21 protein-coding genes are annotated in these 23,163 nt (G+C 38.4%); 7 read left to right on the forward strand and 14 right to left on the reverse strand.

Features of this window, described 5'->3' with window-relative positions; genetic code table 11:
* The first annotated feature begins 31 nt into the window (after positions 1 to 31).
* A complete protein-coding gene (locus AC27GZ_RS15720) occupies positions 32 to 976 on the forward strand; it encodes a cation diffusion facilitator family transporter (protein ID WP_487096318.1) in 945 nt (314 codons plus the stop codon).
* Between the two features lie 36 nt (positions 977 to 1,012).
* Here the strand turns inward: AC27GZ_RS15720 and AC27GZ_RS15725 are convergent, their stop codons facing one another.
* Together AC27GZ_RS15725 and ubiK are read right to left on the reverse strand one after the other, a co-directional pair.
* The gene (locus AC27GZ_RS15725) at positions 1,013 to 2,026 is read right to left on the reverse strand and encodes an alpha/beta fold hydrolase (RefSeq protein WP_487096319.1); all 1,014 of its coding nucleotides are present in this window, start codon (positions 2,024 to 2,026) and stop codon (positions 1,013 to 1,015) included.
* 43 nt (positions 2,027 to 2,069) lie between these two features.
* Positions 2,070 to 2,321 carry a ubiquinone biosynthesis accessory factor UbiK gene (ubiK, locus tag AC27GZ_RS15730; RefSeq protein ID WP_487096320.1) on the reverse strand — a complete coding sequence of 84 codons (252 nt, stop codon included), beginning with the start codon at positions 2,319 to 2,321 and terminating at the stop codon, positions 2,070 to 2,072.
* Between the two features lie 124 nt (positions 2,322 to 2,445).
* On the opposite strand from ubiK, the gene rep reads away from it, so the two are divergent.
* Positions 2,446 to 4,458 (forward strand): DNA helicase Rep, encoded by a 2,013-nt coding sequence (rep, locus tag AC27GZ_RS15735; RefSeq protein ID WP_487096321.1) that lies wholly within the window; start codon positions 2,446 to 2,448, stop codon positions 4,456 to 4,458.
* Between the two features lie 28 nt (positions 4,459 to 4,486).
* On the opposite strand, the gene AC27GZ_RS15740 is transcribed toward rep, so the two are convergent.
* The 8 genes from AC27GZ_RS15740 to AC27GZ_RS15775 all read right to left on the reverse strand — a co-directional run bounded on the left by AC27GZ_RS15740 (position 4,487) and on the right by AC27GZ_RS15775 (position 14,897).
* Positions 4,487 to 6,109 carry a methyl-accepting chemotaxis protein gene (locus AC27GZ_RS15740; protein ID WP_487096322.1) on the reverse strand — a complete coding sequence of 541 codons (1,623 nt, stop codon included), beginning with the start codon at positions 6,107 to 6,109 and terminating at the stop codon, positions 4,487 to 4,489.
* Between the two features lie 119 nt (positions 6,110 to 6,228).
* Entirely contained in the window at positions 6,229 to 7,221 is a 993-nt protein-coding gene (locus tag AC27GZ_RS15745; RefSeq protein WP_487096323.1) for a DUF2955 domain-containing protein, read from the reverse strand.
* Between the two features lie 81 nt (positions 7,222 to 7,302).
* A complete protein-coding gene (locus AC27GZ_RS15750) occupies positions 7,303 to 8,385 on the reverse strand; it encodes an HlyD family secretion protein (protein WP_487096324.1) in 1,083 nt (360 codons plus the stop codon).
* Between the two features lie 76 nt (positions 8,386 to 8,461).
* Positions 8,462 to 9,550, reverse strand: a complete 1,089-nt coding sequence (locus AC27GZ_RS15755; protein ID WP_487096325.1) for an AI-2E family transporter — start codon at positions 9,548 to 9,550, stop codon at positions 8,462 to 8,464.
* A 26-nt stretch (positions 9,551 to 9,576) separates the two neighbouring features.
* Complete coding sequence (locus tag AC27GZ_RS15760; RefSeq protein ID WP_487096362.1) at positions 9,577 to 10,239, reverse strand: potassium channel family protein; 663 nt, start codon at positions 10,237 to 10,239, stop codon at positions 9,577 to 9,579.
* Positions 10,240 to 10,290: 51 nt separating this feature from the next.
* On the reverse strand, positions 10,291 to 12,693 hold the full coding sequence (locus AC27GZ_RS15765; protein ID WP_487096326.1) for a DUF748 domain-containing protein: 2,403 nt from the start codon (positions 12,691 to 12,693) through the stop codon (positions 10,291 to 10,293).
* Positions 12,694 to 12,720: 27 nt separating this feature from the next.
* Positions 12,721 to 14,184: an ATP-binding protein gene (locus tag AC27GZ_RS15770; protein WP_487096327.1), complete on the reverse strand. Its 1,464-nt coding sequence runs from the start codon at positions 14,182 to 14,184 to the stop codon at positions 12,721 to 12,723.
* Positions 14,181 to 14,897, reverse strand: a complete 717-nt coding sequence (locus AC27GZ_RS15775; protein WP_487096328.1) for a response regulator transcription factor — start codon at positions 14,895 to 14,897, stop codon at positions 14,181 to 14,183. The genes AC27GZ_RS15770 and AC27GZ_RS15775 overlap by 4 nt, the downstream gene beginning before the upstream one ends.
* A gap of 173 nt (positions 14,898 to 15,070) precedes the next feature.
* Between AC27GZ_RS15775 and AC27GZ_RS15780 the strand changes: the two genes are divergently transcribed.
* From AC27GZ_RS15780 to acuI, 3 genes are all read left to right on the forward strand, one after another.
* On the forward strand, positions 15,071 to 15,544 hold the full coding sequence (locus AC27GZ_RS15780; RefSeq protein WP_487096329.1) for a Spy/CpxP family protein refolding chaperone: 474 nt from the start codon (positions 15,071 to 15,073) through the stop codon (positions 15,542 to 15,544).
* A gap of 73 nt (positions 15,545 to 15,617) precedes the next feature.
* Positions 15,618 to 16,250, forward strand: a complete 633-nt coding sequence (acuR, locus tag AC27GZ_RS15785) for an acrylate utilization transcriptional regulator AcuR (RefSeq protein ID WP_487096363.1) — start codon at positions 15,618 to 15,620, stop codon at positions 16,248 to 16,250.
* Between the two features lie 45 nt (positions 16,251 to 16,295).
* Positions 16,296 to 17,276, forward strand: a complete 981-nt coding sequence (gene acuI / locus AC27GZ_RS15790) for an acrylyl-CoA reductase (NADPH) (protein WP_487096330.1) — start codon at positions 16,296 to 16,298, stop codon at positions 17,274 to 17,276.
* Between the two features lie 9 nt (positions 17,277 to 17,285).
* Here acuI and AC27GZ_RS15795 read toward each other — a convergent pair whose 3' ends face one another.
* From AC27GZ_RS15795 to rsgA, 4 genes are all read right to left on the reverse strand, one after another.
* The gene (locus tag AC27GZ_RS15795; RefSeq protein ID WP_487096331.1) at positions 17,286 to 19,319 is read right to left on the reverse strand and encodes a M56 family metallopeptidase; all 2,034 of its coding nucleotides are present in this window, start codon (positions 19,317 to 19,319) and stop codon (positions 17,286 to 17,288) included.
* Between the two features lie 108 nt (positions 19,320 to 19,427).
* Entirely contained in the window at positions 19,428 to 19,808 is a 381-nt protein-coding gene (locus AC27GZ_RS15800) for a BlaI/MecI/CopY family transcriptional regulator (RefSeq protein ID WP_487096332.1), read from the reverse strand.
* A 148-nt stretch (positions 19,809 to 19,956) separates the two neighbouring features.
* Entirely contained in the window at positions 19,957 to 20,808 is an 852-nt protein-coding gene (gene asd / locus AC27GZ_RS15805; protein WP_487096364.1) for an archaetidylserine decarboxylase, read from the reverse strand.
* 98 nt (positions 20,809 to 20,906) lie between these two features.
* Complete coding sequence (gene rsgA / locus AC27GZ_RS15810; RefSeq protein WP_487096333.1) at positions 20,907 to 21,950, reverse strand: small ribosomal subunit biogenesis GTPase RsgA; 1,044 nt, start codon at positions 21,948 to 21,950, stop codon at positions 20,907 to 20,909.
* Positions 21,951 to 22,042: 92 nt separating this feature from the next.
* Between rsgA and orn the strand changes: the two genes are divergently transcribed.
* Together orn and AC27GZ_RS15820 are read left to right on the forward strand one after the other, a co-directional pair.
* Positions 22,043 to 22,588 (forward strand): oligoribonuclease, encoded by a 546-nt coding sequence (gene orn / locus AC27GZ_RS15815; protein WP_487096334.1) that lies wholly within the window; start codon positions 22,043 to 22,045, stop codon positions 22,586 to 22,588.
* A 69-nt stretch (positions 22,589 to 22,657) separates the two neighbouring features.
* Entirely contained in the window at positions 22,658 to 23,143 is a 486-nt protein-coding gene (locus AC27GZ_RS15820; protein ID WP_487096335.1) for a DUF4442 domain-containing protein, read from the forward strand.
* Positions 23,144 to 23,163: the final 20 nt, after the last annotated feature.

Consider the following 23,163-nt stretch of genomic DNA (forward strand, 5'->3'; position numbering starts at 1 on the left):
AACGATTATAAATCAGTAAAGCCTGCTTTTCATGACAGATAAAAGTGCCAGCTCAAAATCAACAGATAAATCAGTACCTAATGACAGCTATGCCTATTGGGTACGCTTGGCTGCTATCAGCGCTTCTTCAGTAGCTCTACTGCTTATTATCATCAAACTTTATGCATGGCTAGTAAGCGATTCGAGTGCCATGCTTGCCTCAACAACTGATTCAGTTTTAGATTTATTTGCCTCTGTGATGAATATTATTATTTTGCGCTTTGCTTTAGCGCCCGCAGATGAAGCACATAAATTTGGTCATGGTAAAGCGGAAAGTTTAGCGGGCTTAGTGCAAGCTGCTTTTGTCTCGGGATCGGCCATGTTACTTATGTTTAATGGTGTTGAACGGGTTATCAATCCTCGCGTTATTGTGCAAGGTAACCTTGCTATTGCTGTTACCATCATTGCAATTGTGCTTACACTGGCATTAGTAGCGTTTCAACGTTTTGTCATTAAACGCACCGGCTCTATTGCCATCAATGCTGATGCTTTGCACTACCAGTCAGACTTGCTGCTGAATTTAGGTGTAATTGCCGCCATTTTTTTAAGCCAGTCTTTGTGGGTACAAGCCGATGGCATATTTACAGTTCTTGTAGGTTTGTATTTACTTTTTGGAGCTGGAAAAATTGTCTATCAAAGCGTTTATCAGTTAATGGACCATGAAATAAGTGATGAAGAGTTATTGCAAATCAAAACGATTGTTTTATCTCATGAGTATGCATTAGGTATACATGAATTAAGGACTCGGCGATCGGGGGCACAGCGTTTTATTCAATTTCATTTAGAGCTTGAAGATAGCTTATCTCTGTTAGAAGCGCACACCATTGGTGATGAAATTGAGGGTAAAATATCTGAAGCATTTGAACCCTGTGAAGTATTTATTCATCATGATCCTAGTTCTGTGGTGAAAAAAGAGCTTACCAAGGAAAAAGCTTAGCGGTTGTTAAGCTTTTTCCTCAAGGACAGTGGCTTGTTATGGGTGTTGATTAAACCAATCAAGCATCTTTGTTATCGCGAGGTTTCGATGGCTGTCCCGTTCAAAAAATAACTCATGATAAGCACCATCAATAACGAAGGGTTTTCCTTCTGGGCATGATTGTGGCTGTAGCGCATGAAGCTGCTGGCAAAAGTCATTTTGTGCTTGATTTTCGACAATCGTTTCTTCACCAGCTTGCAACACTATTATGGGTGTTGTGATGTTATGTATATTTTCAAATATTGTATCTAAAGCGGTTAACGAAGCTGTTAACCAGTTTGTTGTTACACCCCCTAACTGAATTTCAGGGGTAGTATTATAAAGCTCTGCAAATACTTGAAAGCGTTGTTTGGAGTGCATCAAGTTGTTATTTTCAAAGCCTTTGGGGGTAAAATCTTGATGACCGAAAAAATACCAAGGAGTGTTATCAAACCAAGTATTGATTTGGGCGGTACTTTTAATCACTAACTCAGTGATAAGGTCTGGCACTTTACCGCCATAAAACCCCAACATTGGAGAAGATAGTACGGCTGCTTTTATATTGTTGGGATAGTCTTGTAGATATCTAGTCGCAATGGCACCACCCATTGAGTGGGCAAGTAAATAGGGTTTACTTAGGCAATGGGGATTTACTATATTTTCGATGAAATAAGCTAAGTCATTAACATAAAATTGAAAGTCTTCAACATAGCCCTTATGCGGGTTAGCTAATAACCGCTCAGATAAACCTTGACCGCGGTGATCAATCAGAAAAACACTATACCCTTGATTGTATAGATCATAGCTTAACTCTTGGTACTTTAAATAACTTTCACTTCGGCCTGAAGAAATAACAAGGCACTTTTCACTGGCTTGCCCGCTGTGTGGTTGATGAATAAAGCTCGCATAATTTATACGTTTATTATTAACACCGCTAAAATGAGCAAAATGGCCTTGTTGCCAAAAGATTTTGATCTCATTTTCTAGACGTTCAACCAGTTGTGCTTCTGAAGTAAAGTGGTTATTAGCCATAGTCATCAAGCTTACTAAGGTTAGATATGCAAAGAGTAGAGCTTTACTCGCCTGTAACATTTTTTTCTAGCTGTGCAACACGCGCTTCAAGTTCAGATAATTTTTCACGTGTTTTAATTAATACTTGAGTTTGTACATCAAATTCTTCACGAGTAACTACATCAAGTTGCGATAATTTACGCTGTAAAACAGTTTTTGTTTTATCTTCAATATCATTCGCCATGGTTTTTAAACCCGGAGGTATAGCTTCGGTGACTTGTTTGGCGATTTCTTCAATTTTTTTGGCGTTGATCATAGTATTTACCAGAATTATTTTCCTAAATTTGTGCTTGAGTTCATTGTAACTGTTTTGCTGATGAGTAAAAACAGGTAAAATTACCGACCCTTGAAAATGTACCATTTTGGTAACTGTATAAGCAATGAAATTAAACCCTGGACAAAATGAAGCAGTAAAATATGTTAGTGGCCCTTGTTTGGTGCTTGCTGGCGCTGGCTCAGGGAAAACAGGCGTTATTTGTCAAAAAATTGCTTATTTAATAAAACAGTGTGACTACAAGGCGAGAAATATCGCGGCGGTAACGTTTACCAATAAGGCCGCGCGTGAAATGAAAGAGCGTATTGTTAAAATGCTCGGTAAAGATTTAACACGTGGTTTAACGGTCTCTACATTTCATTCCTTGGGTTTAGATATTGTCCGCCGTGAAATTAAAACCTTAGGTTATAAGCCTGGTTTTACCTTGTTTGATGATCAAGACACCTTGTCGTTACTCAAAGAGTTAACCATGGATGAGCTTGATGGCGATAAAGATTTACTCAGTAAATTACAAAACATGATTTCCAATTGGAAAAATGATTTGTTACTACCTGATGCGGCAATGAAAAGAGCCAGTGATGCTGACAGCGCAGAATATGCAGAGTTTTATCAGCGCTATCATCAACATATGAAAGCCTATAATGCGCTTGATTTTGATGATCTTATCCTTATCCCTACGCTGTTATTAAAAAATTATCCAGAAGTGCGTGAGCGCTGGCGCAATAAAATTCGTTATTTGTTAGTGGATGAATATCAAGATACCAATGCCAGTCAGTATGAATTAGTAAAATTAATCGCTGGTGAGCGCGCGCGTTTAACTGTGGTAGGGGATGACGATCAGTCAATCTACTCTTGGCGTGGTGCTAAGCCTGAAAATTTAGTGTTGCTAGGGAAAGACTTTCCGCAATTAAAGTTGATTAAACTAGAGCAAAATTATCGTTCAAGTGGCCGTATTTTAAAGTGCGCCAATATCCTCATTGCAAATAATCCTCATGTTTATGATAAAGCACTGTTCAGTGAGCTTGATTATGGTGTTGAGCTTAGAGTAGTACAAACAAAAAATGAAGAAGATGAAGTGTCACGTATTATTGGTGAGTTAATTGGTCATCGTTTTATGAACCGTAGTCACTATAAAGATTATGCAATTTTATATCGAGGTAATCATCAATCACGGTTACTCGAAAAAGCACTGATGCAAAATCGTATTCCTTATAAAATCAGTGGTGGTACGTCGTTTTTTTCTCGCTCTGAAATTAAAGATGTCATGGCATATTTGCGGGTTTTAGTTAATCCTGATGACGATAATGCTTTTTTGCGTATTGTTAATGTACCCAAACGTGAACTAGGACCAGCAACGTTAGAAAAGCTCGGTAATTACGCCAATATGCGACAAATTAGTATGTTTGCTGCCAGCTTTGAGTTGGGGTTAGAGCAAACATTAACTGGTCGTGCGTTAATGAAAATGCAAGCCTTTACTCAATGGCTAGTTGATATTGCTGATCAAACAGAGCGGGGTGATACCGCGGCGGTATTACGGGCTATGATTCGTGAAATAAACTATGAAGATTATCTTTATGAGACTTCGCCAAGCGCGAAAGCCGCTGAAATGCGCATGAAAAATGTCACCGAATTATTTAGCTGGGTAACACAAATGCTTGAAGGCTCTGATGATGAAGAGCCAATGACCTTACCGCAAATTGTCACGCGTTTAACCCTGCGAGACATGATGGAGCGTAATGAAGAAGAAGACAGTAGTGATCAAGTGCAATTGATGACACTACATGCATCCAAAGGCTTAGAATTTCCTTATGTGTTTTTAATTGGCATGGAAGAAGGCTTACTGCCTCACCAAACCAGTATTGATGAAGATGGCATAGAAGAAGAGCGACGTTTAGCTTATGTTGGCATTACTCGGGCACAACGTGAGTTAATATTTACTTACGCGAAAGAGCGTAGACAGTTTGGCGAGGTGGCGCGCACAGAAGCAAGTCGCTTTTTACACGAGTTACCTCAAGATGATCTTAACTGGGAGTTAGGGCAAGCGAAAAAAACTGCTGAACATAAAGATCAAGCCAATAAACAAGGGGTTGCTAATCTACGCGCCTTATTTAAAAAGTAAGCCTTTTTGAGTAGCTTCAATAAACTTATCAATAGCTAAATTGCCCAAGAGCACTTTTTAAATTACTACTTAAATGCTCAACAGTTTTGGCATTTGTTAATACTTCATCGGTGTTTTCTTTACTATCTTGTGAGAGCGAATAAATTCGATTCATCATTGCACTTACATCTCGAACAGCTTGTATATGCTCACCTTGGTTAGTATTTATTAATTCATTTTTACTAATAATGTTGGCAAATGAGCCTGTAATCACTTTAAGGCTTTCTTCTGTCTCTTTAATGGCTAGCGCCCCTTGGTTAGCAAAATCAGCATTTTGTCTCATTTGAGTCGCCGCTTCATCGGTGTCTTTTCGTATATTGGCAATAACGGTTTCGATTTCTATTGTTGATTCTTGGGTTCTGTGAGCTAAAGAGCGAACTTCATCTGCAACTACGGCAAATCCTCGACCTTGCTCACCAGCGCGAGCCGCTTCAATAGCAGCGTTTAGCGCTAGTAAATTAGTCTGTTCAGCAACATTCTTGATAACCGCTAATACCGAATCAATTTGCAGACCATGTTCTCTTAAAACATTCATTTGATCGGCTGATTGATTAATCGCTTTAGCAAGCTGCTTTATTTCAACAGCGGATTGCTCAATAACCTTTACATTATTATTGGCATGCTTATCGGCGTCTAAACTTACTTGAATCGTTTGTTCAGTATGGCCTTGAGTGATTTCAACCGAGTTATTCATTTGCTCGATAGTAGCGCTGGTATTAGATAGCTCATGTTGAGTATTGGTTACCTGTTCTTTTGCATTGTGACAGGCAGTTAGGGTATTTTCTGCTGCAGAATCTAGCGATGTGCCTATATTGGCTAAGCTATCGACAAAATCCACAATTCTATCCATCATTAAGTTGAAACTCTGACCAATTTCACCTAATTCATCATGACCATTGATTTGAACTCTTAGAGCCAAATTAGAGTTATTTTCAACATCGACCATAACTTTTTGTAAATGTTGTAGCGGTGTTTTAATCGATTTATAAAGGTAGAAGCTCAGTGCTAACAGTAAAACTGTAATAATACAGACGCTCGCTAAAATTATTTGATTAGTTTGGCTAGTAAGTTGTTCGCTGTTGGTAATTTCAAGATGCGCGAGTTGCTTTTGTAAAAGTACTAATTCATCCAATTTTAGTAAGAATGGCTCTAATGCTGAATACATTTTTAAATCAACATAATTGCCCATACTATAAGAAGAAGCTTCCTCGATAAACTCAGCTATTTTGGTTAATGCCTGATGACTTTTTTGGTACAGAGGTTCCATGGTTTTTACGAGTTTTTGCTCTGGTTCAGATAAATCACTGTTGCTATAAGCTTGCCATTGCTGCTCAATCATTTTTTGCCCCTTGTCTATCTGCACCTTGGCATCAGACCACATCATCATGCCACTTCGTGTTTTATGGGCGGTATCAATAATGTTAGAAGAATAAGCTCTAATAATGGTATTTAAGGTTTGTGTTTGCACTAGCCTAGCTTCAATTGTGCGTTGAGAGTGCTGATGTCGCTCAGTGGAAATGGTTAAGCTAGTAAAAAGTATAAGGCTTAACGTGATTAGTGGGATAAGAATTAAAACGATAAGTTTGCTGCTAACACGCGTGAGTTTTTTCATGTAAAAGCTCAGATTTTAGATGGCGAGGCTAAGAGGTGTCAGTAAGGTAGCAAGTCAATATTACGGTGATGTTGCAGGATAATGACAGAAATATTACAACGGATTGACTGTGGTATGACTTAGGCTTGGGATATTTTTTTGATCAGGGGGTTGGCAGCAATAGTGGCAAAAATAACATAACTGCAGGCGCAAGCAATTTGCATAATACGGGTATAAAATTTTTCATCAGCATCTGCGGTACTTAATATTGAGCCAAATATTAAGATGATGATGGTGGAAAATGCCATCGCAAAAAGTGGGGCTAATGCTCTATCAGAAAAGATAATTCTTGAAAATGTGATAACAACTAAGGCAAATATCAACATTAAAAAACTTAAGCTAGGAGCTATGATTAAAATGTTATACATCACAATTGCGACAATGCCACCAATGGCATTACCTGCCAGTAAAGCTTTGCTCCCTTTTACGCCAGCAACAAGGTCAGGCTTTTGTGCAAGTAAGGCGATAAACACCAAAATAAGCAAAGAACTACTCAAGTTAAATGAAAAGAAAAAAATCATTACCGGCATGATCATCAAGGTGCTTAATAACGCAAATTTTGTGCGCGTTGGTTTGTCTGCTAGGCTTTTTTCTTCTTGTTTATCGGCTTGTTGAGCATGACTACTTGACGCTTTATCGGTAATAACTTCATGCATAACCATGGTAATAATTAATGACATCAAACATGAAAACAAAAAACCTATGGTAAATACTTGAGCTATTTCTTGATGCATTAAACTCAACATAGGGATAACAGTAAAGCCAACTAATAGCATAGTAATAACAAACTCATTGCCACCAGAGTTATTCCAATATGATAGCCAAAATATCAGCAACGTCATGATGAGCATAAACACAATCGGGAAGGGCAGTAAAATTCTTGTGAATATGCCCCCTAAAATCATGGCGCTGACAATAACGAGGAAAATGGCACTCAGTTTTTTAAATGGAAGTTTGTTTTTTTTGCTGCCTAAAAATTTTGCCACAAAAACAGGAGTAATAAATGCAAATGGCCAGTTAAATACTAAGGCAATAATAATCGCAAGCATGACGCCTACAAAAAATCTCATCATATAAACATCTTGTTGAGATAATTTGTTAATCCTTGGAAATAAGTTTGTTAGCTGCATGCTCAAATACTATCGGCTTATTGATTAATATAAATAAGCTAATTTACTAGTTAACCAAATGGATATTTTACCTAAACCATTTAAGATAAAATTATTACCCGTATAAGTGATAATGTCTGCTTGGCCGCCTTCTCTGAGTAATGCTTTATTTATATTGCCGTCGAATTTTATGATCACGGTAAATCGTTGTGCTTCACGCATCCAACCGGTGGCTTTTTCAGGGGTAGGTAACTCACCTGGGACACTATTGTCAAAGCTTACTCCATATCCAATACTGACGATGGTTCCGGTAACAATCTCGCCGGGTGATGAATCAAGTACTATATCAACCGGATCGCCAGCTTTTATATTACCTAAGTTATTTTCTCGGTATGAGGCTTCAATCCAAAAGTAATCGGTATTGATAAACGTCATGATTTTGCTGCCAACTGCTGCATAGTGGCCAACATTTACCTTTGAGTAAGAGATGACGCCATTGCTTGGTGCTTTTACTTTGGTGCGAGCTAAATCAAGTTCGGCGGCTGAAAGTGCATTTAAGGCATTTTGAATCTTGGTATTTTCACTACCTTCTTCGCCGAGTAATTGTTGTGCTTGCTCATAAGAGGCTTGTGCATTCAATACACTTTGTTGTGCTGCAGCAAGAACACCACGGGCTTGATCGCCTTGGGCTTTTGAGACAACGCCCTGAGCTTCCACTTCAAAAATTCTGTTGGCGTTGGCTTCTTTTTCAATTAAGTTTGCTTTGGCTTTTTCAAGGTTAGCTTTGGCTGCTGCAACGGCAGCTGTATCTGCGCCTACATTCTGTCCTGCTAATTGTAAATCGGTTTTGGCTTTATCAACGGCTAGTTGATAGTCAGTATCTTCAATTTCAAATAGCGTTTCTCCATTGGAAACTTCTTTATCACCAAGCTTATGAATTTTTGTTATTTTTCCGGAAACTTGCGGCACAATCGCTGTCACAAAAGAACGCACTCTTGCCTGATCTGTTGCTGGGGTAATACGATCACCAACGAGATACCAAATGAAATATAATAAGGATAAGCCTAAGATGATTTTGGTGAACTTTTGGGTAAAATCAGCTTTGTTTTTAGTATTATTTTCAGACATGTGTATCTCGTATTTAAATGTTTAACTCTTGCGTATTAGCGGTTGTTGCCAATACGCAGTACTTAATCTTTGGATGTTATTTATTTTGATGGGCTAGCCAGTCCATCATTAATTGATAACCTAATGCTAATACTACCGCCCCAACAAATAAGCCTATAATGCCCGACATTATCATACCGCCAATAGCACCAAGAAGAATCACGAGCATGGGAATATCCATACCTCGACCTAGGAAAAGTGGCTTAAGCACTGCGTCACTCATACTGACAACTATACTAAAGATAAGAAAAGCAATAGCTGGCGTTGTGTCAGCTACTGAAAAGTAATAAGCGGCAATAGGTCCTAATACAAGAATTGGCGGTAATTGTGCTATCGCTAAAATAAGGACAACCAGCGCCCAAAGTCCAGCGGCAGGAATGCCTGCGATAAGCAAGCCAACACCTGATAAAAGTGATTGAATTACTGCTACACCTAGTACACCTGTTGCAACACTTTTAATGGTGGCAACGGTTGTTTCAATCGTACGTTCGCCACTTTCATTCATTAATCGTGACATTAAAGCGCTAACACCTTGGCGGCATGCTGCAGCTTTAACCATAAAGACTGAAGCGATAATTAACGAGACAATAAACTGAATAATACTACCACCGATGCCAGCAGCTTTGGTCAGCAATGTTGCAGAGATAGCTTTTATTTGTTCTGAGTATTGGCTAGCTACTGTTTGAATATCTTCAGAGGCAGCTTGCCAAAGGCTATAGGCTTGTGAGCCAATTAAGGGCCACTCTTTTACGCTTTCCTTTGCGTGAGGTATTTTCAGTGTGCCATCTTCAATGCCTTGGTAAAGGTGTTGTGCTGATTCAAATGAAGAGGAAGATAGGTTTACTGCAGGTAATGCGATTATTGAGATACCCACTAAGGCAATAATAGTCGCGGCGAGCTTCTGATTGCCCTTAAGGAAATTACTCAATTTAATATGCAGCGGGTATAAGGCTACTGCCATGATAGCCCCCCAAAGTACGATAAGAATAAAAGGCTTAATAATTTGGAAGCACCAATAGATGATGATAGCTATGGCGCTTAACTTAATAGCAACATCAATAACTCGGCGATTAAATTGCTTGTCTGTTGGTGTTGACGCTTCAGCTTTTTCTACTTGCTCTGACATAATGATTCCCTTTTGTAATATTTTTATCAATGCGTTTTATTTGAGATAGTCGACATTCGAGAGCCGACCAAACTTGCTACTAAAATGGCTAGGTAAAATTGCCCAACGATGGCTTCTAAGTATACGAGAAATTTTGCTGTTGATAAGGATGGGGAAATATCACCAAACCCTAAGGTTGTCATAGTAACAAAAGAAAAGTAGACAAAGTCGGGGAATAACATAAACCACTGGTTGTGATGCTGCATACTTTGAAATGAGCCAGGAAAATTTAGTTGTAGTAATGTAAATAAAACCGCCCAAATAAGTCCCATCAATAAATACAGGCAAATGGCTCCGAGTATTTTATTGCCATCAATTTCACCGGTGAACAGTACTTGTTTAGCGGTTTTAAAAGCAGTGAAAATAAAAAAACTTAACAATAGAAGCAGATAAAATTGATCAAAACCAGCATCACCTAGCCAATTTGAAGCAATCGAGACGAGTAAAATAGCGAGAGGAAAAAGTAATTTCTTACGTAAAAAGAAGTTTTTAGATTCAACTCCCCAAACAGCCACAATAAGCGTGATTACTGTGGTAGATTGCACTAATCGTTGCGCTGAATCATCAAAAAACTGTTGAGCTAACGCTATGCCTAGTAATAGCAATATTAAGGCAAAGGTGAGATAGATAAAGTTATCCCGTTGATCCATTGGTTTCACTGCTTAGCTCCTTTTTATTGTTAGTATCGAGAAAAGCACAAGTTATACTGACAACTCTATCCTAGGTAAGGCATCTTGACTACTATCAATTTTCGGGGCGCACAGTAGTAAACGTGATGAAGCAATATTGCCGTGTTTTATAATATAAGCTTTAAAGGCTTCTTCTCGCTGTTCGCCAATATCTTTTAATCGGCGAATTTGCTCTTTATCAACCACCTGTTCACCCGCTGGCAAACCTATATCTGCAGGGGTACTGATGGCACAAATGTTAATGCGAGTGTCTTCTTTATCTTGCATTAAGGCAATAAAAGGTTGTAAATAATCTTGCTGTTTATCGTTGGGCTCTATTTGTTTTACTTCATACATCAAGTCATCAAAGCGCAGTTTTAAAGCAAACTCTCCAACTGTCATCGCTGCAGAAACGATATTGGCGTATGGGATGAAAGTTGTCATCAAGTAATCTTGAGTTGCCATCCAAATGGCTTTCTGGGTAATTAAGGTGACAATACTACTCATGCCAAACTCTGGATCTGACGTTGAGCCTGATAATGGCACATCAAGTTCAACATCGCCGTTACCATCTTTTAACATACCTAGCGCCATATTGAAGGGTAACGCCCCTTGATCAATTAACGCGCCGGCTTCATCACTATTCGCTATTGCGGTTTCTAATCCTTGAAGTAATAACACAACGTTACCGTCGAGCTGATCGTCAGTTAAGGTTACATCCACATCAGCATTGAGCTGGCCACTTTTTAATTCCATTTGCATGGCTTGTTTCATGTAACGAGACAAGGCCGGTAACGATAGCTCTTTTAAAAAACCCTCAATATGATGACTAGGCTGCTGCGCAAAAGGTTGAGTAAAACCTTTAAAGTTAAAGTGAGCATATTTATTACTCCGACCAATAAACTCAAAAGGCGTTTTTTGCTCTTTTTTCTCGTCAGCATTGCTTAATGAGCCAAGAGTCAGAGTATCAATGAATAATTGGCGTTTTCTAACGGGTTCAACACTATTATCTTCAAAGACTATTTGATTATCGTTAATGAGTGCGAAGCTACCTAAAGCTATTTGGACATTATTCTTAGATGCGGTGACTTTTTCAGTGACTTCTTCGCTTGTCTCTGTGATGACTTCTTGTTCTTCTTCTGTAATGGGTAAAGTAACTAGGTTTGCCACTTCTTTTTCTTTACTGAGAATGATATCTGAAGTCAGACTATCGAGAATGATTTTATCAACTGTCACTTTGGCTTCATTTAATAAGATGTCAGTGACAGCAAATTGTTTAAGTTGCACCATGGCAGGTAGGTCACTATTTTCATTTTTCGAAGCAATAATGTTATCAATGATTAACTCTGACACTTTTACAGTGGGCACTTCTTCAAGATGAAAACTGATTTCATTTAATGAAAGTTGATCAAAGTGACCTAATTTTTGATGTGCTTCTTGGTAATAGACATTAGCATTAGCCATGCTTAACTCACCTGAACCACTTAGTTCGCTAATTTGACTGTCTTTAAGTGTTAGTACGAGATCGACTATTTTGTGTTGAAAATCTTCTAAGGTGAAATATTGTTGCTCATAGCCAACAATAAAGTTTTTATTATGAAGATTTGCTTCACTGACTTTTACGGTTAGTTGCTTAGGGGAAATAGCAACGCTTTGTTTACTGGATAGTGATAGTAAACCATTTAATTCAGATATTTTATCGATATAAGGTGCTAGTTTCTCCAACGGGTAATCGGAAATAGATAGCTCACTTTCAATTGCTCCTTCACCTTGAATCATCTCCCCTTTAACCGACAAAGAGACTTCGGTTTGGTCAATTAAGCTGTGAATATCTATATTTGCTCGTTGTCTTTTTTCATCAGCATAGAGTTCATTAATGGTAAATTGACTAAGTTTTACATGATGCGCTTTATCGTCATTTTTGATATCAATATCAATATCGTTAAAGGTAAGCTCAGGTAGTACCACATAATAGGGTAAAGCTGCTTGATTACTATTTTGTGGCTCGGCGGTTGTTGTTTCTGCGCTATTACCTTGGTTGGTGCTGCCTTGATTGGTATTAATGCCAGCGACAAATAATTGTTCTTGTTCACGTGTTACAGTCATATAACCGTTGTTTAAGGTAAATTTACTGATAGCAATTTCATCAAATAATAAGCGGTATAAAGTGACTCTAAAGATCAGTTCATCAGCATAAAGTACTTTCTCATCTCCTTTAAATACGGTCATATCACTGATGGTGATTTGCGTTAAAAAAGGATTGAAACTAAGGCTGGCACCCGGAGCTATCCTTAATCCCTGCTCTTTAAGAATAGGGGCTGCGAAGTATTTAATCGCTGGCGAAGAGACGAGCCATAATAGTAGGTACAAACTGAATACAAAGGCGATTATTTTTTGAGGTATTGATAGATTTTTAATGAAAGTAATTAAATTCATGGTAAATAAAACTGAGTAACAAAAATTTTACAAACAAGGTAATTCAATACTAACAGATAAGCCTGACTTTGAGAGCTTATTTTTTTCATTAACTAGTTGATTATCTTCTGTTCTATTCTGTGCAGTTATTTTACCTTGATGCGCCAAAATAGCTTGCTTTGCTATGGCTAATCCTAAGCCTGTCCCACCTGTTTTTCGATCTCTTGCCAAGTTAACGCGATAAAAAGGGCTGAATAATTGTGATAGTGATTCATCAGGTACACCTTCGCCATTATCATCAATCGTTACAGTGGCTATCTGCTCATGTTTGCGTAAAGTTACCTTAATATCACTGCTATCAGGACTATATTTAACAGCATTGCTTAAAACATTACTTATTGCGCTAGTAATGAGTACTCTATCGCCTTCAATGAAGACTTCTTCAGAAAAATCACTCACGATGGTAATGGCTCGTTTGTTGGCAACAAATTGTTCATCAGTGATGATGCTCGCTATCAGTGTGTTGAAATTAATTTTTTCAATATCAATTGATTGCAATGTGTTTTCTAAACGAGATAAAGATAATACATTGGCGATCATTTGATCGAGACGCTCAACTTCGGTTTGACAGCGTTGTAAATATTGCTCTCTGGCTTGATCTGTTGTTGCCTCTTGCTGCGCTAAACCTAAGGCCATTTGCAACCTTGTCATGGGTGAGCGCAATTCATGGGATACATCACCAAGTAAACGTTTTTGAGCGCTTTGGTTCCGTTCTAATTGTTCAGCCATTTGGTTGAAGCTATTGGCTAATTGCCCAAACTCATCACTGCGTCGTGTCAGGTTTTTTACGCGGGTACTTAGATCGCCATCCCCTAATTGGCTTGTTGCTTGTTTAATAATACGAATAGGTTTACTAAAAGAGCGAGCGAGTAATAAGCAAAATAATAAACTGACAACGGTAGGGATAGCGATGCGTACCCAGTAAGGTAGCGCTCCTACCATTTGACTAAAATTACGCTTGTAATGTTTACGAGCAATAAACAGTTGATATTTACCGCTATTCAAATGCACCGTTTTAGGACCAATTAAGCGCTCATGAGGGAATAAGTAAGCTTTTGGTTTGTTAAATTCTCCCTTAACGATAAAGTCGCCTATGATTTGTTTAGCTTCAGGGCGCTGTGGTAGCAGGCTTTCAACAATGATATCGCCGCTTTCTGCTTTTTTAAGCCAAATATTTCTAGCCCTTTTATTTATCAGGTTTTTGGCATGTCTTTGTAATCCGCTTACAGTGTTGATTTTGTCACGCTTTATCTGTCGTTGTATAAAGTGTAACTGTTTTAGATCTTCTGAGCTGATATTATGCGTTGTTGGTTGACTCGATGTCTGTTGTGATATTTGATGAGAAATAAAGCGAGTACTGACCACAGAAATACTGGCAATAAGCCAAAAACAAACGAAAAGCTTTAAAGTAAAAGAGCTAAAAAAAGATTTTATTGTTTTAGCCGTGATCATTCGGTTTCCCCTGTTAAGAACAAATAACCTACACCACGAATAGTTTTAATTTTTTCATCATCACAAAAGGGGAGAAATTTACGACGAATATTGCCAATATGCACATCAATACTACGATCAAAAGCACTTAACTTACGTTTTAATACCTGTTCGGAGATGACATTTTTAGTAATAATTTGACCTTGCTGTTCCATTAACAGTGTCAGTATTTGGTATTCTGTTCCAGTGAGTTCAATAGCATTAGCATGGCAAGATACTGCTCTTATACCATGATTTAATTCAATATTATTTACGCTAAGCACGGTATTTGTCTGTTGCATTGATTGCTGCGTTTGTTGGTTAATAAGACTGATGCGGCGCAAAATGGCATTAATACGGGCTAATAATTCTTGATGGTGAAAGGGTTTTGCTAGGTAATCATCAGCGCCTAATTCTAAACCTAATACTTTATCATCATTATCCCCTTTGGCTGTCAGCATTAATATCGGGGTTTTGTGGGTAGGGCCTAGGGCTTTCAGCACTTCAAAACCGTTTAGTTTAGGCATCATTACGTCAAGTAATATTAAATCAAATTGATTGGATTGCGCCTGTTCAAGGCCCGATTGACCATCAAAGCAACAGTGAAGGATAAAATTATTTTGGGCGAGATAATCAACTAATAGCTCTGCTAATTCGTGATCGTCATCAATAAGTAAAAGGTGTTTTTTATTCACGTGAAGCCCATAATTGTTGTTTAATAAGTCAATAATACCTTATTCATTGTGTGTGAATGAACTCGTTGAATGATCTTTACTCAATCTTTACATTAGCTTTGCGTTTCTTTGCATTTGATTCTTTATACTAGCAATCAGTTAGTCAATGAACGAAAAAAACCTTGGAGTTTATTATGAATATTACAAAATCAATTAAAAGTTTAGTAACTTTATCTGCTTTGTGCGCCGTTATGGCCGTTTCTAGTGTACAAGCTAAAGATTATGACCTTATGTCTGATTCAGCAATGCATCATCAAAAAGCTGGAAAGGGTAAGCATATGATGAAGCGAATGATCAAAGCACTCTCACTAACTGAGGAGCAACAAGCTCAAATTAAAGCTATTAAATCACAAGCGAAAGAACAATCTCAAGAATTACATACATCTTTAAAGCAATTTAAACAACAAGCGAAAGTGCTTGTACAGGCAGAGACTTTTGATGAACAAGCCTATATCGCTTTACAAGGTGCTTATCAAGGAAGTTTTGAACAAGTTGGATTAGCTAAGGCGAAAACTAAAAATGCTATTTTTAATGTTTTGACTGCTGAGCAGCAGGAAAAATTCCAGAAAATGATGGAGAAACGTAGCAATAAAAAGGGCAGAAAATAACAGCAACCTTCATAGCACCGTCTAGTAAATTTAGCTCCTTGATTTTACTAGACGGTCGGTCTATTATGTTGTGATGAATCAATCAATGATAAAACCACGACGTGGCAGGCCGCCTAAAATAAATCGCGAAAACCACGATACCAAAGCTGCATTAATTCGCAGCGGCCTAGAACACCTAACTCAGTATGGCTTTACCGCATCTGGTATTGATAAGATCTTGAAAAAGGTAGGTGTCCCTAAAGGTTCTTTTTATCATTACTTTGCAAATAAAGAAGTTTTTGGTAAAGCTGTAATAGACAGTTATGCGAGTTATTTTATTAACAAACTAGACGCTTGCCTGCTCGATCAAACACATTCACCATTACAACGCCTTAAGAACTTTGTTGAAGAAGCCAAATCTGGCATGAGTCGTTATCAATTCAAACGAGGTTGCTTAGTAGGTAACTTAGGGCAAGAAGTTGATATGCTCCCTGAAAGCTACAGACAGCAGTTGATCGATATATTTATGTGTTGGCAAAAGAGTTTAATGGTTTGCTTAACTGAAGCTCAAGCTGTTGGCGAAATAGACAAATCGGCAAATTGCCAACAGTTAGCTGAGTTTTTTTGGCTGGGTTGGGAAGGGGCTGTTAGTCGCGCAAAATTAGTACAGAGTGCTGAGCCACTTGATAATTACTTTAACAATTTTATCGCGGGTTTACCTAGATAAAAATTTTCACTGTTTATAGACGACCGGTCTAAAAAGGAGAGTCACATGTTTAAAGGCATTTTGATTGAAAAAGATGATGCAGGCTATCGCGCCTCAGTTCAGGAGATTGATGAAAGCGTTCTGCCTGAAGGAGATGTAACGGTTAAAGTCTTATGTAGCACTATCAACTACAAAGATGCGTTAGCGATTACAGGGAAATCACCCGTTGTGAGAAAGTTCCCTATGGTCCCTGGTATTGATTTGGTAGGGATTGTTGAAAGTAGTCAAAATCCCCGATTCATGAAAGGCGATACTGTGCTACTAAATGGTTTTGGCGTAGGAGAAAGTCATTGTGGTGGTTTAGCTGAAAAAGCGCGATTAAACAGTGATTGGTTAATACACCTTCCTGAGCATGTGTCACCCATTCAAGCTATGTCGATCGGAACGGCAGGTTATACGGCAATGTTGTCTGTGATAGCACTTGAAAACAACGGCATTACTCCTGAATCAGGTGAAATTTTGGTTACTGGCGCCAATGGAGGCGTTGGTAGTTTTGCCATAGCCATTTTAGCTAAACTGGGCTATCAAGTTGTAGCTTCAACAGGAAGGCTTGAGGAAACTGAACATTTGAAAGCGTTAGGTGCTTATGAGGTTATTGATCGCAATACTTTATCTGAACCGGGGCGTCCTTTAGCGAAAGAGCGCTGGGCAGGGGCTATTGATTCAATAGGGAGTCATACACTTGCGAATGTCTGTGCGAGCACGAAATATGGCGGTGTTGTTGCTGCTTGCGGCTTAGCACAAGGTATGGATTTTCCTGCCACTGTCGCACCCTTTATTTTGCGTGGCGTGACATTAGTAGGTATTGATAGTGTCATGAGACCACTTGAAGATAGGATTGAAGCTTGGCAGAGACTAAGCAAGATGGTTGATTCATCAATCATAGATAGCATTTCAACGAGTATCAATTTAGATGATGTTGTTAATACTGCGGAAGCATTGATTGCCGGTAAAGTACGTGGTCGCGTAGTAGTGAATGTCAGTTAGGAAAAGCTATTAGCTCTGCAAATTGAAAGCGAACACTTTAGACATTTGACTTTCTACCGGCACTTCATTCATTTTTGCTGGAGTAAAGCGCCATTGTCTAATTGCTGAGCGTATAGAGTTTTTGAAGTAGTTTAATTTATTCTGGTTGGCAAACTGAATATCTTTAATATGACCGTTTACATCAATAGTAAAATTGACTTTTACTTCTATTTCTATGCCTCTTCGTTTGGCAATACTAGGGTAAGTTGGGTTAACAGATTTTAGTTGTTTCGCGTTATGCCAAACCGCAGCCGTTTTCTTAACAAGTTCTTTGTCAATGGTTTGCGGCTCTTCTTGTTTAGGTAAAGTATCTTCACTTTGTTTGGCGGCAAATAATTTAGTCTTTTGTGTGTACTGCTGAGACACAATGGCCGTTGCTATATTGCTTTTAGCGAGTAAGTCGCTTACTTCATTAGTCTTAGTATTTGTTTGCTTGACGTTTTCTTGTGAACTAGAACTTTGTCTGTCTGTAACTTGGCTCGCTTTAGTCGGAGCTGCCAATTGAGCCAACTCCTGTTCAAAAGAATTGTTGTCAGCATTAAGTTGTTTAGCGGTATTTGTTTGCGTTAAGACTGGCTTAGTCGTATCAATATTATTGGCGATATTCTTCTTAGCTACCGTTTCATTATAGGGCTCAACCGATGCTAGTTCAGTTTGTTCTAAGTAAACAATTTGAACTGCTGGTTTGTCATTTTTCTTAGCTGCAATTTTAGTTGTTACGATTTGACTGTTATTGTTTAGCTTGCTGTCCGTTGGCACGTCTGCCATTAAGCTTTGTGTTCGTTCAAGTGTGTTATCCAGTGTTAGGCTCCCAAGTTTATTCGTCTCTTGAGCGGCTAATAACTCCTCACCCTGAGTGATATTCATATCTGTTTTATTTTCTTGAGCAGTGCTTGGAGTCAATAACTGTTTAGCAATAGAGCTCTTAGGCAATTGTTGATGACTAACGGCTTCTTCAGTTTGAGCTGTCAAATGATCATTTGAGCTAATTTCATCAAGAGTACTGTTACTCAGGTTAATAGGCTTTTCATTATGCCAAATATCTAGTAATGGCATGGTAAGTAATGGCTTACTCGATAATAATAACACTGAAAAAATAATGGTCGCGCCTGCAAGCCATTTACTAATATGGTTTTGGGGAGCACAATGATGATCAACTAAGCGTACTACACGTTGTTTTAAATCCCCTCCTGATGCGGCCATCGCCATACTAGGAATGGTATGATGATGGTGAGCTTTAGTGCACAAAGAAGCGGTATCAGCTAACGTATGAGCATAGGCGACAGCGTCACCACAATGTTGAACTGCAATGTCATCACTACAATATTCACGTTCATTACGCATTTGTTTTGACACCCAAAGTACAGCAGGATGGAAAAACAACAGTATCTCTACAAAGGTTTGTAAGAAATTCACTAAATAATCATGACGACGAATGTGTGCCAATTCATGAAGCAGTAACATTTCAAGTTGTGCAGAGCTTAAACCACTTACCATAGAAGCAGGTAGTAACACGACAGGTTTGAGCCAGCCAATAGCCATAGGAACATCAACTTTTAGTGACATTAATAAGTTTGGCGTGATCGTTAAACCTATTTGTTTGGCTAATTGAGCAAAGCGTGCTGACAACTCAGGGCTTGGCGCAATAGTATTTTGTTGTGGGAGTTTATTTACGTTATAGATTTCAAGCAGCAATTTGCTGGCTAATAAAATAACACTAGCGAGCCATAACAACGCAATATAGGGTAAAAAAGCAGGTAATAATTCACTGAGCTCTTGGTAGCTAAAGAATGAATCTGGCTGCTTTAGCTCTTGCATTAACTCTGTTAGAGAGAGTGCGCTAGTACTAGCACTTACATTGGCTAATTCGGTACGATAAATAATATTAAAAGTTATTATGGGCAAACATAAATTGGTTAGCATGGCTAACGTTGATAATACATACCGTATTTGAGGTTTTTTATGACTAACAATAAGTAATGCTGATTTTAATACGAGCGCCACTAATAACCCTTGCCACAAAAAGTGCAATAAGGTTAACGATAAGCTGTATAAAAAAGAACTGTTAAATATATGTTCTAGCATTAGTAAATATTAAAAGTCTATTTAGGGTTATTTTTCAATTGAGTTAAGTAATTGACGAATATCATCTATCTCTTCTGCAGAGGTTGACTCGTCAATTGCGCGCATCACAAGTTTGGATGTTGAGCCGCCAAAAGCTTTTGTGATTAAATCTTTAATTAGCGAAGATTGTGTGTGAACTTCACTATTTGCTGCTGCATACACATGTGCTCTATTAGACTCATCTCGAATAACTAAAGCTTTTTCGTGCATGATTTGCAGTATTTTTAGTACGGTTGTATAACCTGTTTTCTGTGTAGTGCTTACTGCTTCATGTATTTGTCTGACCGTTGCTGGTCCCATTTGCCAAAGAACATTGAGTAAAGTTAACTCGGCTTCTGTTGGTTTTACTGCTGATTTATCACGCGCCATGTATGTTTCCTATCGTGGATTATGTTAACTGTGCTTAGCTTGTCACTCCAAAGAACAGTTAGTGAAATACGCTTTTACTACTTACGAATACAGTCGTAAAAAGTAAGGATTAATCCTATACTTTGTAGATTTAATGAGCAAGTATTATTTACTTTTCAGCCTCGTTACTCGGGGCATTTACTAGGGTCGCATAGTGTTCACCTAAGCGAGTAACGGTTTCTGAAGCCGCATCAGGGTTGAATTCTACCATGTTAGGGCTAAATGCGCTGACGACAGTAGAGCCTAATTTAAAGCGCCCCATTTCATCACCTTTTTTAAAGGTAATGGCATCTACACCTTTTGCTGGATATTGCCATCTGAAAATGTCTTTTCCAGCTGGAGGGGTAATGGTACCTGCCCAAGTGGTTTCAATACTGGCAACAATAGTTGCGCCAACTAAAACCATTGCTAATGAGCCGTGTTCAGTATCAAAAATAGTGACAACGCGTTCGTTACGAGCAAAGAGATCAGGAACATTATTCGCGGTTAACGGATTAACAGAGAATAATTCGCCCGGAACGTATATCATTTCACGTAAGGTAGCGGCCATTGGCATGTGAATTCTATGGTAGTCTTTTGGTGCAAGATAAATACAAGAGAACTTACCGTTTTGAAAAGGGGCTGAAGTTCTAGCATCACCACCAAGTAGCGACGTTAAACTGTAATCAAAGCCTTTCGCTTGAATGAGTTTGCCTTCGACAATATCACCTTGTTGTGAAATAGCACCGTCAACAGGGTAGCAAAGTGTGTTTGGATCTTGGTCTATAGTGCGTGCGCCTTCAGCTAGCTCTCGGGTGAAAAAGTCATTAAAAGTGCTAAAATCACTGGCTTTTTTCAGCTTTGCTTCGCTCATATTAATATCGTAAGCTTTAATAAATAGCTTAATTACTTTCGTTGTTAGCCAACCCATTTTCGCGGCAGCAAGTTTACCTACTAGACGAGATAATGCATGCTTAGGCATGGCATATTGTAAAGTGATTTTAATTTTATCACTGAATTTTGCATTCGAAGACTTGTTCTGTGGGGACACGTACTTTTCCTTTCTTTACTTATCAATAACTAATCGTTAAATCGAGATGTTAATTTGTTTTCGCCTAAACTGGCGATAATGCGTTGAAAACTTGCTAATCTTTTTGGGTTTATTTGTGCGTTTTGGCTTGCCTCCACGAGGGCGCAACCGGGATCGCTTTGATGTTTGCAATCCCGAAACTTACATAAACCATTAAAAGGCTCAAACTCTTTAAAGCCTTGGTAAACTTGCTCAGGTGTTAAATGCCATAAACCAAATTCTCTAATACCTGGAGAATCAATCAAGTCACCGCCGTCATCGAAATGATATAAACGAGCTACGGTTGTGGTGTGTTGCCCTAAACCAGAATTTTGTGATACTTCTTGAGTGATCACTTCTAAATTAGGCATTAAGGCATTTACTAAGGTAGATTTTCCTACACCTGACTGACCAACAAAAATGCTGGTATGTTGGCTTAATTGCTCCTTTATGTGCGTAATACCTTCATTGGTTTTACTGCTACCATAAAGCACTTGGTAGCCAATCTCTTTATAAATTTTTAATTGTTGATTAATGCTCTCTTGTTCTTCTTGACTCAGTGATGCCATTAAGTCTGTTTTATTGAGCACCAATACTGGCGTAATGCCAGTTTGTTCAGCAGCAACTAAATAACGATCAATTATATCGCTATTAAAAGCAGGCAACAAAGAAGAAACAATCAGAATTTGGCTGATATTAGCGGCAATAGGTTTCACGCCATCATAAACATCAGGGCGACTTAAAACGGAGTCTCGCTCATGAACTGCTTCTATAATACCGCGAATACTATGTTGAGTTTCTTTACCTAAACGCCAAAGTACTTTATCGCCACATACTAAGGAGTCAATTGAGCGGCGTAAATTGCAACGGTAAATAGTGCCGTTATCGCTTTCCACATCAGCATGTTGGCCAAAGCGGCTAATAACAACGCCTTGCTGAGCTGTCCCTAAATCATCGTCAGCCCATTGAACCATATCTGCTTTCGGTCGAAGTTTTTTATCATGGTTAGCTTTGATGCGTCTTTTTTGACCTTTGGTCAGCTTTTTCTTAGCCACAAGAATTGATCATTTTATTTAATCCTAAGAATTTGTCAGCTATTATACTTATATTCAGAGTTTAATGCTTGTGCAATTTTTAAGGGATATTTATGACGTGTAGCGACACAAATTTAGTTTGGCTTGATTTGGAAATGACAGGTCTAGAGCCTGAAGTCGATGTGATTTTAGAAATAGCTACTATTGTTACCGATAGCCAATTAAATATTTTAGCTGAAGGTCCCGTATTTGCTATCCATCAAAGTGATAATGTTTTAGATAACATGAGTGAATGGTGTATTGAGCATCATGGAAAATCTGGTTTAACTCAGCGCTGTCGAGACAGTCAAGTAAGCTTAGCGGAAGCTACCGCGCAAACTATTGAATTTGTTGAGCAGTATGTACCGAAAGGTAAGTCACCTATGTGTGGTAATAGTATCGGTCAAGATAGACGTTTTATTAATAAGTACATGCCAGAATTTGAAGATTTCTTTCACTATCGCAACTTAGATGTAAGTACGGTGAAAGAGCTTGCCCGTCGTTGGAAACCTGAAGTGCTTGATAAAGTAGTGAAAACTGGCGCACACCTAGCCCTAGATGACATAAGAGAGTCGATAGCTGAGTTGAAAGTATATCAAGCGCACTTTTTTAAATTATAAAAACACACTTGAAGGTCTGACCAGTTTAATTCACAATGACTTTACTTTATCGTAAACATTGAGAATCGTATGCCAAATAAACTTAGCCAAATGGTTAATAAAATTAATCGCGCTCCGAAAGCTATCAGACCTTGGCTGTTAACTAAACTTTTTTGTTCACAAGTTAAATACGCTAATACTACCGGCATTGATATTCGTTCTATTCATGCCAAGCAAGTTGTCATCAAATTAGCCAATAAGAAAAAAGTACGCAACCATATTGGTGGTGTTCATGCAGTTGCTGCTGCGCTTTTGGTTGAGTCTGCCACTGGAATAGCCGTTGGCCTGAATCTACAAGAGAATAAATTACCTTTGTTAAAGTCGATGAAAATAGACTTTAACCGTCGCATGCAAGGGGCTTTAACCGCAGTAGCCAGTATTTCAGACGAAGATATAGCACAGTTACAAAATGAAGATAAAGGCGATATGTTGGTTAAAGTAGTCGTGACTGATGAATCAGATGAAAGTCCTATTGAGTGTTTTATGCACTGGGCTTGGGTCACTAAAAATCGTTAGGTATTAACGTTAAACATTCT

The organism is Colwellia sp. SU-HH00943, from assembly GCF_057546125.1.